Consider the following 12,994-nt stretch of genomic DNA (forward strand, 5'->3'; position numbering starts at 1 on the left):
AGCGGATTTCATCCACAGCCGAGAGCCTGACGCCGTCTCGTCCGGCCGATGTGGTCCGGTGCCGCGCCTACCGTCGCGGCCATGCGAACCGAACTTCCCGCCGACCGGGCGCACCGCCTGTTGGGGTCGGAGACCGGCGGCGACGCCGAACGGTCCGACGACGAGGAACCCGATACGTCGCTGTCACGGTGGTTGCCCGACACGCCCGCGACCGGTGGCCCGAACTGGCTAGTGGCCATCCGGGCCGATCCGGGCCGGGCCGGTGCGATGGCACTGGCCGCGGTCGGCGCCATCGCCGTACTGGTGACGATCTTCACGTTGATGCGCGACGATCCACCGCCGGTGGTGTCGGCGAAACTCCCTCCGGTGGAGATGGTTTCGTCGGCGAAGCCAACTCCGGGTGAGGCGGCCCCGACGTCCGACGGGCCGGTCGTGGTCAGCGTGGTCGGACTGGTCCACCGGCCCGGCCTGGTCACCCTCGTGTCGGGGGCACGCATCGCCGACGCCCTGACGGCTGCGGGTGGAACGCTCGACGGCGCCGACCTGATCGGCTTGAACATGGCCCGCCGGGTGTCCGACGGCGAGCAGATCGTCGTCGGCATCGCGTCACCGCCGGGCGCGCCGTCGGCGATGGGCAGCTCGATCACGCCGCCGCCTGGCCAATCGCCCGCCCCGGCCCCCGGCGGCGAGACCGCATCCGCACCACCCGGCCCCATCGACCTCAACACCGCCACGGCCGACGAGCTGGACGCGCTTCCCGGCGTAGGGCCGGTCACCGCGTCGGCGATCATCGCGTGGCGCGAAGCCAACGGGCGGTTCGCCGACGTCGAGCAGCTCGGCGAGGTCGACGGCATCGGTCCCGCGCGGCTGGAGAAGCTGCGTGACCTGGTCCATGTGTGAGTACGCCCGACACCGGCGCGGTCGGTCACGACCTGCGGCTGGTGCCCGCAGCATTGACGGCTTGGGGCGTGACCTGTACCGGCATCCTTTGGGGCGCTTCGGGATCCGCGTGGACGACGACGGCCGCGGTGGTCGCCACGTTCGTGGTGACCCGGTGGTGGCACTCCCGTCGGCCAGATGCGGCGCTGTGGCCGGGCGTGCTCGCAGTGCTCGTCGTCGGGATCGGGTTCACGGTCGCGGTGACCCTGCGCGTGCACGACGTGGCCCACCATCCGCTGTCCGGTCAGGTCGGCGCGACGATGTCCGTGGTGGTCGTCGCAACGGAATCGCCCCGCACCGTGGCGGGCAGCAGGTTGATGTTCCGCGCCGACCTGCGAGCCGTCGGCGACCGCCCGACGACCGGTCGCGTGGTGGTGTTCGCGTCGAGCGTCGGCTACGGCGAGCTGACCGCGGGCCGCCCCGCCGCCTTCCGCGCCACAGTCGGGAAGCCGATGCGCCGTGACCTCACGGTGGCGGTGTTGTCGGCGACGGGGGAGCCGACGCTCGGCCGGGCGGGCCGCATCCAACGGATCGCCGCGCAGGTGCGGGCAGCGTTCGGCGACGCGGCGCGCAGGGCACTGCCTGCCGACCAGGCGGCGATGCTGCCCGCACTGGTGCTCGGTGACACGTCGACCGTGAGCGCGACGACCATAGACGAATTCCGGGCCGCCGGACTGACCCACCTCACCGCGGTGTCGGGGGCCAACGTCACCATCGTGTGTGGCGCGGTGCTGCTGGCGGCCGGCATCGTGGGCCCGCGGGTGGCCGTGGCATTGGCCGCCGTCGCGCTGGTGGCGTTCGTCGTCGTGGTGCAGCCGTCGGCCAGCGTGCTGAGGGCGGCCGTCATGGGCGCCATCACCCTGTTGGCGATCGTGGCGCACCGGCGGCGTCGGGCGATTCCGGCGTTGGCGGCCACCGTCGTGGTCCTGATGATCGGCGCGCCGCAACTGGCGGTGGACCTCGGCTTCGCGCTGTCGGCATCCGCCACGGCGGCGCTGGTCGTGATCGCACCGGTGTGGTCGCGACGGCTCGTCGACCGTGGTTGGCCCAAGCCGCTGGCAGACGGGGTCAGCGTCGCCGTCGCCGCCCAGCTCGTCACGGCGCCGTTGGTCGCGGGGATGGCGGGGACCGTCAGCCTGGTGTCCGTGGCCGCGAACCTCGCGGTGACTGTCGTCATCGCGCCCATCACGGTGATCGGCACCGCAGCGGCGGCGCTGTCGGCGTTGTGGCCAGCTGCTGCGCAGTTCTTGGTCCGCTTCACCGGGCCCGAACTGTGGTGGCTGCTTCGGGTGGCGCGCTGGGCCTCGGCCGTGCCCGGCGCCGTCGTGCCGGTGCCACCCGGACCGGTGGGCGTGGTGTTCGTGGCTGCCGCTGGAGTCGGTTCCGTCGTGCTGTGGCGGTGGCGGTGGGGACGCATCGTGGCGGGCTCGGCCGCGATGTGCCTGCTCGCGTGGGCGGTGACGGGCGGCGCGGCTGGCCCGGCAACCGGTGCTGTCGGCGCGACGTGACACGATCTTCAGCGTGAGCCAACTTCACCTCGTGCTGGGTGACGAAGAACTGCTCGTCGAACGCGCCGTTGCCGACGTCCTGCGATCCGCCCGCGAAGCTGCGGGCACCGTCGACGTACCCGTCGACCGGCTGCGCGCCGGCGAGGTGAGCACCAACGAACTGGCCGAGCTGCTCAGCCCTTCGCTGTTCGCCGACGAGCGGTTGGTGGTCCTCGAGGCCGCTGCAGAGGCCGGCAAGGAGGCGGTCGCACTCATCGCCGATGCCGCTGCCGACCTGCCGCCCGGCACCATGCTCGTCGTCGTGCACTCTGGCGGCGGACGCGCGAAGGCGTTGGCCGATCAACTCAAAAAGCTTGGCGCGGAGGTGTATCCGTGCGCGAAGATCACCAAGCCGGCCGAGCGGGCGGAGTTCGTCCGTCGAGAGTTCCGTGCGCTGAAGGCCAAGGTCGGCGACGACACGATCACCGCGGTGCTCGACGCCCTTGGGTCGGACCTGCGCGAGCTGGCCGCGGCGTGCTCACAGCTGGTCGCCGACACCGGTGGCGAGGTGAATGTGGCTGCCGTGCGCCGCTATCACAGCGGCAAGGCCGAGGTGAAGGGCTATGACATCGCGGACAAGGCGGTCGCGGGCGACGTGGCAGGCGCGGCCGAGGCACTGCGCTGGGCGATGATGGGCGGCGAACCGCAGGTGGTGCTGGCCGACGCGCTGGCCGAGGCCGTGCACGCGATCGCGCGCATCGGTCCACTGTCGGGTGATCCGTATCGGCTCGCCGGCGAACTGGGCCTGCCGCCGTGGCGGGTGCAGAAGGCACAGAAACAGTCGCGACGCTGGTCGCGGGAATCGGTTGCCGAGGCCATGCGATTGGTCGCGGCACTCAACGCCGACGTGAAGGGTGTAGCGGCTGATGCCGACTACGCACTCGAAACGGCGGTGCGGCGGGTGGCGGAACTGGCCGCCGAAGGCTGAAGCCCCGAGCGCAGGCTCAGAGCTTGTTGAGGGCCTGCGTCAGCGCGGACTTCTTGTTGGCCGCCTGATTCTTGTGGATGACACCCTTGCTGGCGGCCTTGTCCAACTGACGGTTGGTCGCGACCAGCAACTCGGCGGCCTTGTCCTTCTCGCCAGCGTCGATGGCCTCACGCAGGCCGCGAACAGCGGTCCGAAGGGCGGACTTCACCGACTGGTTGCGCAGTCGGGCGCGCTCGTTGGTACGGATGCGCTTTTCCTGCGACTTGATGTTGGCCACGCGTTGATTCCTTCTAAAGCTGAGTTGGGGGTACTGGAAGTTCATTGCGCCCAGCAAGCGGGCAGGGACCGACGATACCAGTGACCCTCGGCGACCTCCCAATCCCGGCGACCACCGCACCCAGGATCGATAGGTCGAGCGGGGGTTCTCATCGGGCTCGGCAGTCGTCGGGACCGCCGAAACGATTCGTGTGACCGGACGCAGATCGTCGAAATAGAGTTGCGGACGACCTTGGTCGACGCAATCTCTGGAGTGACCGCACCTCAGTCGTATGTACCGTCGTATGTACTGCGGTTGTTTGCCCGTTCGAAGTACCGGCACCCATTTTGGGTCACCCCAAGATCCGTTCAAACGGCCGTCGCAATCGGAACGTCCGTGCTAAGAACTGCGGATGGCTCGAATCAACGGCATACATGGTATCGCTCAACAGTTTCGTGGCCCGAACTCGCTTAGAGAAGTGTGGTTTCCCGCACTGACCGATGGCCTTATCGTGTCGGGACAGCGGGACATCGCAGCCAAGTTGGACGTCGACGACCTGGCCGTGAGCTTCTATGGTGATCTGTTCCGGCCCAAGGCCGCTTTGGGGGCAGAGTATCCGCCATACAAGCCGAAGGATTTGTCGTCTCCCGACGAACGTGAATTCCTGGAGGCACTCTACGATTCTGCGTCCGCCGAAGATCCAGAACTCCTTCCGCCCGAGGGGGCCCTTGGGCCGGGCCGCGACGCCGTCAAGAAAATCGGCGAATATCCGCCTGTGCAAGTAATGATCGAGCGAGTGCTGCGGTCGAAGACATTCGCCGGTGCAATCCCGCAGCGGGCGTTCATCGGCGACCTCAAGCAGGTCATACGGTTTTTGACCGATGAAGAAGTGAAGGGAAAGGTGCTCGCCCGAGTTGACGAAGAAATGTCCGAAGAGACCACGGTTGTGATTGGGCATTCGTTGGGATCGGTGGTCGCCTACGAGTACTTGTGCATGTATCGCCCGAAGTCAGTGAAGGCATTCATCACGCTTGGCTCACCGTTGGGCATACGCAACATCGTCTACGACAGACTTACGCCTCGTCCAACGCAGAACGGGGGCGCTTGGCCTGGGACGGAAGCAGTTGTCTGGACCAACGTGTGTGACCCTCACGACATCGTCGCCATGCGCAAGGACCTTGCGCCGCTATTTCCCAGGGCGGATGGCGGCGAAGTTTCCGATCTCCGCGTTGACAACGGAGGCGAGCCACACGGGATCGGTCCATATTTGACCGCCGCCGAAACCGGCGGCGCGATCGCTGCGGGCCTGTGATCCGCCCGTGCTCGATGGAAACACTCGCACACTGTTCGTCGTGGGTTCCGCGAACTATGAAGAGCCCACGCTAAACACATTGCCAGAGCGCACGCTAGCTGTCGCCGAATCGATCCCGCATTCGATTCGTGAGATATCCGAATCGTTAGGTAGTGTGACGTATGTTTCGAAGCGGAATGCGAGCGATTGCATTGATTTGAAGGCGAGCGAAATAGAATCTCTTCTGCATAAGGCCTGTCAGGACGGCGACATCGTCGTTCTTTATTGGACTGGGCACGGCGTATTGTTGGAGAGCGGTCGGTATATTCTCGCCACAAAAGACTATAAGAAAGCCGATCTGCCACGCAGCGGAATCAAGCCAGAATTGCTTCCTGAATTAATGGTTCGGCGCAACGACGGAGAGGTTGATTCATCTCAGCCACCTACGTTGGTAATTCTCGATTGCTGCTTCTCGCAGAATGCTGGAATCGAGATCTTGAGAAGTGCGCTCACATATAATGAGCACCCCAATCTGTGGGTAATGGCTACCGCGGGCGAAACCGAGTATGCGCAATCCGGTGCGTTCGCTTCTGCGTTGTCGTCATTGATCCGCGATCCGAAGATTGGGCATCTCATGCCGATGGTGCCCTTTGACGTGGTGCTAGAGAGGTGCCGCGCTGCGCTTTCCAGCGACCAGCGCGTCTATCTCTTCCCGCCAGCCTCGGGCGTCTCGGAGTTTCCGCCGTTCTTTCCGAATTTGAGGTACGTCGAGGGTGCGCGAGGGCAGACCGTCGCCGAAATCGACCAGCACTGGATCGCGAAAGCCAACGGCGCCCCTGCGGGTACCTTCAGTTCGGGTTGGTATGTGACGGGCCGCACGGGTCGTGTGCGTGCGGTCGAGGAGATCTCCAAATGGATCGCCGGGAAGGAACAACAAGGTCTGCTCGCGATCGTGACGGGCAGCCCTGGCACCGGAAAGTCGACGGTGCTGGCGTTACCGGTGCTCTTGTCGAAGCCGCAGAGCCGACAGAATCTGCTTGAGACTTGCAGTGCCGATTCGCCGGCAAGAACGGCTGAGGTCTACATATCGACGAAGACGAGAATCATCTCAGTCCATGCGAGGGGTCTCAATGCCGATCAGGTGGCCGCTCAAATCGCGTCCGGCTTGCGGATCAAGGCGTTTACCGTCGGAGAGCTCTTAGATCACTTCCACAACCATCCCACGCGGTGGTACGCGGTGATCATCGTGGACGCCGTTGATGAGGCGGCGGATCCGCTGCAGCTACGGGATGAGTTGTTGTTGCCTATGACCCGACACTACGGTTTGCGGCTGGTTCTCGGGGCGAGACCCAACGTGGTCGAAGGTGTCAGCGCAGATCTGCGAATCGATCTCAATGCCCAAGAGCATCACGACCCGGAAGCAGTCGTCGAGTACGTATCTCAACTTCTGATGGCGACCCACGAGCCCGAGCTGCATCCGGCTCCCCCCTACAGGTCCGCGTCGGGCATTCCCGACGAGCAGACCGTCAAGATTGCCAGGGCCATTGCGAGCTATGCGACGTCGAGCGATGGCGTGGAGTCCTTTCTCATCGCTCAGGTCATCGCTCGTGCCGTTCGAAGCAGGCCCGACCGGCTCAATGTGGATTCGTCGAATTGGGAATCACAATTGCCGTCGAGCTTCAACGAAGCATTCGAGGAGGAGCTCCGAGGCCTCGGAGACAAGCAGTACGTCGCGCTCATCCTGCTTGAGGCGTTGGCGTGGGCAAAGGGTCCGGGTCTGCCGTGGGAGAACGTCTGGCTGTCGGTGGCCCAAGCGATCCAGCGGCTTCATCCGCAATCGGAGCGACGGGTGACGGTCAGTGACCTCGACATTCGATGGTTGCTGAGCAAAGACGGCGCCCTCAACCGTGCTGGGGCGTACATCATCGAGGATCTCGGCCCTGGAAACCGATCCGTATTTCGGCCGTTTCACGACCGATTGACCGATCACCTCAGGCAAAGATTGTTGGACAGCATGCGGGGCGGCCGAAGTGGGCAATCGTTGGCCGATAAATGGCTCCGTATCGAGTCGCTCATCACCGACGCCCTGATGAGCACGCTGGTTCTGCCGAACGCGAATTCAGCCGACTGGGCACTAGCCCATCCGTATATACGTACCTACTTGGCAGAACATGCTTCCGGGGCAGGGCAAGAGAAATTCTTCAGCATCGTGAAGCAGAATGGGTTTCTTGCTGTTGCGGATCCAACCACCCTTACGCCGTTGCTATCTCCCACGTCGATTCTCGCATCCTCGAGTGCGCGCATCTATCGACGTGCTCGTCCTCTGCTTGGCGATAACCCGAATGAGAATGCGGCATATCTTTGCGAAGCCGGCCTGGCGACGGGCAATACGCTCGAAACTGGTCAAGAAGGCATCAGACCCACGTATTCGACGCTCTCGGCCTTCATCTTGAGAGATGAAGCCTTGCTGACCTTGACGGGCGTTGGAAGGCTGCGAGCTTTGAATGCGATTACGGCGAATGACGGACGGACAGTCTTGATTGCCTGCAACGAGAACGGTGTCGTACAGACTTCCGATCCGCAAACGGGTTCTCCAGCAGGGCAGGGGTTGAAGATTCCTGAAGAGGTTCATCCCATCCTCGGCGCTGCGGTGGGCCAATGTGGCAATGGTGACGTGTTGCTGGCGGCCAGCGACGGCAAACGCAACGTCAGGGTCTGGGATGTGCGTGCAGGGGCGTTCGTCGCCAATTTCGGCGGTCATGCCCGCGCCATTCGTGAGATGGCCTTCGTACAGATTGGCAGCCTCGACAGCATTCTGGTTTGTGCTGATGGCGATGTGTTGCGGCTCTGGGATCCAAGCAGTGGGCTGCAATTGGGCCCATCGTTGTCGGCCGATTTTAACAAGATCAGCACGATTGTCAGTAAGGCACTACCCGGAAACTGCGTATTGCTCGCCGCGGGAGCCGACGACGGATCGGTAACGTTGTGGAGATGCACGCAATTGGACTTGTCGAAGTTCATCGCGAATCGAGCGAATAGGGTCGCCGGCAAGTCGAGTGCATCGCCGACTTTCAAACACTATCGCTCATTGACCACCCAAGGTAGTGCCGTGACCAGTCTGTCGTTCGACGTTCAAGATGGTTCGCACGTGCGCTTGGCAGTGGGCCTGGGAAACGGCGCCGTGTATCTCTGGGACGTGAAGTCCGGAAAAGCAACCAGCATTCTTACGTTGGATTCAGGAGATCCGGCCTTGGTCGCGCTGTGTTCGAGCCAAGACGGCGATCCGACCTTGGTGGTGAACGGTCCCGACAACAAGATCGAGGTACTCGATCCGACGACTGGTGGGCGCCTCAGAGATCCCCAGGGTGGGCACAGCGGCAAGATCGAGCACATCGTTTTCGAGTGCTTGGACGATGGCGAGCCCGTATTGGCGACTGCAAGCCGTGATGGGACGGTGAGAATCTGGGACGTCGGCGACGTCGATGCCGAGATGAAAGCCGCGGTGACGGCCCCCGGTCCGGCGACGGCCGTCGGCGCCGCTGTCTCCGAAGGTGGCAGTCTATTGCTGGCGTACATGTGCAAGGGCGAGCCCGAGGTGCATTTGTGGGATGCGACGGCAAACGAGCCTGTGGGGGCGTCATTTCGACCGGCCAGCTGGCAAAAGGTCGTGAACTTGGGTTTTGGGCGGACCGAGAAGTCGCTTGCGGTGCTGGTGGGAGCCCGTGGCGGCATGGTTCGTGCGCACAGCCTCGATGGCACAGTGTCCGGCGACGGTCACGACTTTACTGAGGAGAATCCCACCGCATTCACGTTCGGATATTTTGGCGCGGATCCCGTCGTCGTAGCCGGGCGCGATCCGCGGAGAGTTTCGATGTGGAACTTCGAGTCGGGCGATCGCATCAAGGACCCGATAGTCATTGCGCGACCGGGCAATGAAGCCGTTCGCACGATTACGGCGTTGGCGATTGACGGTGAGAGTGCTACGGACACAGTCATTGCGGTGGCTCATTCCAATCCGACTCGTTCGGTCGGTGTCGTTAGACACGCTGCGGCAATCGACATTCGGGTCGTGGGTCCGAAGCCCAGTATTCGACTTTGCGAATCGAATGGCCGCATCAACGCACTTGCGATGTTCCGTACAGCGAGTGACCGAAGGTATCTCGTCGAAGGTGGAGACGGGTGTGAAGTCCACGTGTGGGACGTTGCTGATTTGAAGTGCGTCGCCACGATCAGGCGTCGAAGTGCCGTACGTTCACTGGCTGCGACGGGCCGGTTCTTGGTGATCGGCGATGACGAGGGCGTTGCGGCCGTCGAGCTGGACTTGGGCGTGTTGGGTTTGGGCGGCCGCTGAGGTGGTGAGGACACGAGCAGCGCTTGAGTTCCCATTGGCCAGATCCGTTGTCGTGTCGAAGCACTCGGCGCGCAGAACCGACGGTCACCCTGGTCGTCGAGGCGATAAGCGTCGCACGACCTGCCAACTAACCGCGAGTAGTGCAGCATGAACAGCGTGAGCCTGCGAACACTCCCGCTCGAGAATGCGCGCATTCGTGCTGTCCACCATGCCCGCAATACATTTCCTCCGATCTTCAGCGGCTACAACCAGCTGGGTTCCTACGCCGGCGCTTTTGATGAGATGTTCGACGACAACGGGAACGTTCGCGGCCCGTACAAAGGGATCTTCACCGAGCTCGGGCCGTCCAACAGTTCAGAATTGAATGCGCGTGCCGAGGCGCTCGGCCGCGCCTTCATCGATCAGGGCATCACCTTCTCCCTGTCGGGTCAGGAGCGGCCCTTCCCTTTGGACCTGGTTCCGAGAGTGATCTCGGCGGCCGAGTGGTCGCGACTCGAGCGGGGAATAACCCAGCGTGTGAAGGCGCTGGAGCTGTATCTCGACGACATCTACGGTGAGCAGGAGATCCTCCGCGACGGCGTCATACCGCGCCGGCTCATCACTTCGTGCGACCACTTCCACCGCGCGGCCGTGGGGATCATTCCGCCCAATGGAGTGCGCATCCACGTGGCCGGTATCGACCTCGTCCGCGACGGCCAGGGCACCTTCCGCGTGCTCGAGGACAATCTGCGCTCGCCGTCGGGAGTCTCCTATGTGATGGAGAACCGCCGCACGATGGCACGGGTCTTTCCCAACCTATTCGCTACCCACCGCGTTCGCGCGGTCGGCGACTACGCGTCCCACCTGCTGCGGGCCCTGCGCAGCGCGGCCGCATCCAACGAGGCCGATCCGACGGTCGTGGTGCTGACCCCCGGCGTCTACAACTCGGCGTACTTCGAGCACTCGCTGCTGGCTCGACAGATGGGCGTCGAACTCGTCGAGGGACGTGACCTGTTCTGTCGCGACAACACCGTCTACATGCGTACGACCGAAGGTGAACGTCAAGTCGACGTCATCTACCGCCGCATCGACGACGAGTTCCTCGACCCGATGCATTTCAAGCCGGACTCAGTGCTTGGTGTGGCAGGCCTGCTGAATGCGGCTCGGGCGGGCAATGTCGTCATTTCCAGTGCAATCGGCAACGGCATCGGCGACGACAAACTGGTGTACACCTACGTGCCGACGATCATCGAGTACTACCTCGGCGAAAAGCCCCTGTTGGCCAACGTCGACACCTTCCGGTGCTGGCTCGCCGAGGAGCGCGAGGAGGTGCTGGACCGCATCGAGGATCTGGTGATCAAGCCGGTCGAGGGGTCAGGCGGCTACGGCATCGTCTTTGGTCCCGACGCGTCCGAGAAGGAGCTCGCGACGATCAGCAAAAAGATCCGCAGCGATCCGCGCGCCTGGATCGCTCAGCCGGTCGTTCAGTTGTCCACGGTGCCAACCCAGATCGGCGATACGCTGGCGCCACGGCACGTCGACTTGCGTCCGTTCGCTGTCAACGATGGCGAAGACGTCTGGGTGCTCCCCGGTGGACTGACTCGGGTGGCGCTGCCGGAGGGCTCGCTGGTGGTCAACTCCAGCCAGGGCGGTGGATCCAAGGACACCTGGGTGCTCGCGTCGCGGACCTCGGTCGCCGATCGCGAGCTCGCGGGCCGCGAGGTGGTGCGGACCCTGCCCAAGCACACCACGGTAGAGAAGGACGGCGACTCGCCTTCGTTGGTGCAGCAGCAGCACCCCCATTTGCCGAATTCGGGGAGCGATCAGCAACAGCAACAACAACAACAGCAACAACAACAACAGGGGGTTGTCGACTGATGTTGGCGCGCAACGCTGAATCGCTCTACTGGATCGGACGCTACGTCGAACGGGCCGACGACACCGCCCGCATTCTTGACATCACTGTCCACCAGCTACTCGAGGACTCGAGCGTGGACCCCGACCAAACCTCGCGGACGCTGTTGACGGTGCTCGGCATCGATCCACCGCAGAAGACGCTTAACGTATGGTCGCTGACAGACTTGGTGGCGTTCAGCCGCGACACGGATGGCGGCTGCTCTATCGTCGAAGCGATCTCGGCGGCCCGTGAGAATGCCCGCGGCGCACGCGAAGTCACGTCGACAGAGATGTGGGAGTGTCTGAACACCACGTACAACGCGCTCGCCGAGCGCGAACGCGCCGCGAAGCGACTCGGCCCGCATGAGTTCCTGTCGTTCGTCGAGGGTCGCGCCGCGATGTTCGCCGGGCTGGCTGACTCCACGTTGTCCCGCGACGACGGCTACCGGTTCATGCTCCTCGGCCGAGCCCTTGAGCGCGTCGACATGACCGTCCGTCTGTTGCTCGCGCGGGTTGGGGATCCGGCGTCATCGCCGGCCTGGGTGACGGTGTTGCGCTCTGCGGGTGCCCACGACGCATACCTGCGTACCTATCGCGGTGTGCTCGACGCCAGCCGCGTGGTCGAGTTCATGCTGCTCGACCGGCTCTTCCCGCGGTCGGTGATGTATTCGCTGCGGTTGGCCGAGCACAGTCTCGACGAACTGCATCATCGTGCACTCAACCGTGTCGGTGCCACCGCTGAGGCGCAACGTTTACTTGGTCGGGCTCGCAGCGAGCTGGAGTTCCTGCGTCCGGGTGTGCTGCTGGAGTCGCTGGAGCAGCGGCTGGCGGGACTCCAGGCGACCTGCCGAAACGTTGGAGAAGCCTTGGCGCTGGAGTACTTCCACTCTGCACCGTGGGTGGCATGGACCGACGCCGGCCGCAGTGCCAGTCTGGTGATCGAAGCGGGTGAGGTCTAACAATGTGGCGCCTGCGACTGATCCACGCCACTGGGTATGCCTATAAGTCCCCCGTCACCGCGTCGTTCAACGAAGCCCGGCTGACGCCGCGTTCGGACTCTCGGCAGAACGTCATCCTCAATCGAGTCGAAACCGTGCCTGCCACCAGGTCGTACCGGTACGTCGACTATTGGGGCACGGCGGTTACCGCGTTCGATCTGCACGCGCCGCACACCGAGCTTGAGGTGACCGCGTCATCGGTCGTCGAGACCGACGTGAGTGAGTTGCCGGAGGACACGGTGACCTGGGAGGAATTGCAGTCCGAGCTCGTCATCGATCGGTTCGACGAGGTACTCACTTCCACGAACTACACCCCCGCGAGCAAGCGATTGGTGCGCGTCGGCCAAAAGATCGCCAAGGAGCACGCTCCACAGGACGCCGTCACCGCAGCGGCCAAATGGGTACACAGCGAACTCGAATACGTGCCCGGCACCACCGGCGTGCATTCTTCCGGCCTCGACGCGCTGCGCGAGGGCCAAGGCGTCTGCCAGGACTTTGCGCATCTGACCTTGATCCTTTTGCGCAGCATGGGGATTCCGTCGAGGTACGTGTCGGGCTACCTGCATCCGCAGAAAAAGGCGGCGATCGGCGATACCATCGACGGACAAAGTCACGCCTGGGTGCAGGCGTGGACGGGCGGTTGGTGGAACTACGACCCCACCAACGACACCGAGATCAACGAGCAGTACGTCAGCGTCGGCGTGGGCCGGGACTACGCGGATGTCACGCCGCTGAAGGGAATCTACTCGGGGGAGGGGTCCACGGACCTCGACGTCGTCGTGGAGATCACCCGGCTGGCCTAGCGGCCA

The 12,994-nt window shown here is 63.9% G+C and carries 9 protein-coding genes; 8 read left to right on the forward strand and 1 reads right to left on the reverse strand.

Going from position 1 to position 12,994, the window contains the following annotated elements:
* Positions 1 to 81: 81 nt before the first annotated feature.
* From N536_RS0106220 to holA, 3 genes are read left to right on the forward strand one after another with little or no spacing between them, the layout of a single operon-like run.
* Entirely contained in the window at positions 82 to 900 is an 819-nt protein-coding gene (locus tag N536_RS0106220; RefSeq protein WP_029112823.1) for a ComEA family DNA-binding protein, read from the forward strand.
* On the forward strand, positions 897 to 2,447 hold the full coding sequence (locus N536_RS0106225; RefSeq protein WP_029112824.1) for a ComEC/Rec2 family competence protein: 1,551 nt from the start codon (positions 897 to 899) through the stop codon (positions 2,445 to 2,447). The genes N536_RS0106220 and N536_RS0106225 overlap by 4 nt, the downstream gene beginning before the upstream one ends.
* Positions 2,448 to 2,460: 13 nt before the next feature.
* Complete coding sequence (gene holA / locus N536_RS0106230) at positions 2,461 to 3,414, forward strand: DNA polymerase III subunit delta (protein WP_029112825.1); 954 nt, start codon at positions 2,461 to 2,463, stop codon at positions 3,412 to 3,414.
* 16 nt (positions 3,415 to 3,430) lie between these two features.
* Here the strand turns inward: holA and rpsT are convergent, their stop codons facing one another.
* A complete protein-coding gene (gene rpsT, locus N536_RS0106235) occupies positions 3,431 to 3,691 on the reverse strand; it encodes a 30S ribosomal protein S20 (RefSeq protein ID WP_029112826.1) in 261 nt (86 codons plus the stop codon).
* Between the two features lie 391 nt (positions 3,692 to 4,082).
* On the opposite strand from rpsT, the gene N536_RS0106240 reads away from it, so the two are divergent.
* From N536_RS0106240 to N536_RS0106260, 5 genes are all read left to right on the forward strand, one after another.
* Complete coding sequence (locus N536_RS0106240) at positions 4,083 to 4,982, forward strand: hypothetical protein (protein ID WP_029112827.1); 900 nt, start codon at positions 4,083 to 4,085, stop codon at positions 4,980 to 4,982.
* A 40-nt stretch (positions 4,983 to 5,022) separates the two neighbouring features.
* Positions 5,023 to 9,312, forward strand: a complete 4,290-nt coding sequence (locus N536_RS0106245) for a WD40 repeat domain-containing protein (RefSeq protein ID WP_155948444.1) — start codon at positions 5,023 to 5,025, stop codon at positions 9,310 to 9,312.
* A 282-nt stretch (positions 9,313 to 9,594) separates the two neighbouring features.
* Positions 9,595 to 11,169 carry a circularly permuted type 2 ATP-grasp protein gene (locus tag N536_RS0106250; RefSeq protein ID WP_231514442.1) on the forward strand — a complete coding sequence of 525 codons (1,575 nt, stop codon included), beginning with the start codon at positions 9,595 to 9,597 and terminating at the stop codon, positions 11,167 to 11,169.
* On the forward strand, positions 11,169 to 12,146 hold the full coding sequence (locus N536_RS0106255) for an alpha-E domain-containing protein (protein ID WP_029112830.1): 978 nt from the start codon (positions 11,169 to 11,171) through the stop codon (positions 12,144 to 12,146). The genes N536_RS0106250 and N536_RS0106255 overlap by 1 nt, the downstream gene beginning before the upstream one ends.
* Before the next feature lie 2 nt (positions 12,147 to 12,148).
* Positions 12,149 to 12,988: a transglutaminase family protein gene (locus N536_RS0106260; protein ID WP_029112831.1), complete on the forward strand. Its 840-nt coding sequence runs from the start codon at positions 12,149 to 12,151 to the stop codon at positions 12,986 to 12,988.
* Positions 12,989 to 12,994 lie beyond the last annotated feature (6 nt).

Origin of the sequence: Mycobacterium sp. URHB0044 (assembly GCF_000620625.1) — a bacterium.
GTDB lineage: Bacteria > Actinomycetota > Actinomycetes > Mycobacteriales > Mycobacteriaceae > Mycobacterium.

Bases quoted from the DNA above. Each gene is read 5' to 3' on its own strand.
- N536_RS0106220 (WP_029112823.1), top strand. From the start codon at position 82: ATGCGAACCGAACTTCCCGCCGACCGGGCGCACCGCCTGTTGGGGTCG.
- N536_RS0106260 (WP_029112831.1), top strand. From the start codon at position 12,149: ATGTGGCGCCTGCGACTGATCCACGCCACTGGGTATGCCTATAAGTCC.
- N536_RS0106240 (WP_029112827.1), top strand. From the start codon at position 4,083: ATGGCTCGAATCAACGGCATACATGGTATCGCTCAACAGTTTCGTGGC.
- N536_RS0106250 (WP_231514442.1), top strand. From the start codon at position 9,595: ATGTTCGACGACAACGGGAACGTTCGCGGCCCGTACAAAGGGATCTTC.
- N536_RS0106255 (WP_029112830.1), top strand. From the start codon at position 11,169: ATGTTGGCGCGCAACGCTGAATCGCTCTACTGGATCGGACGCTACGTC.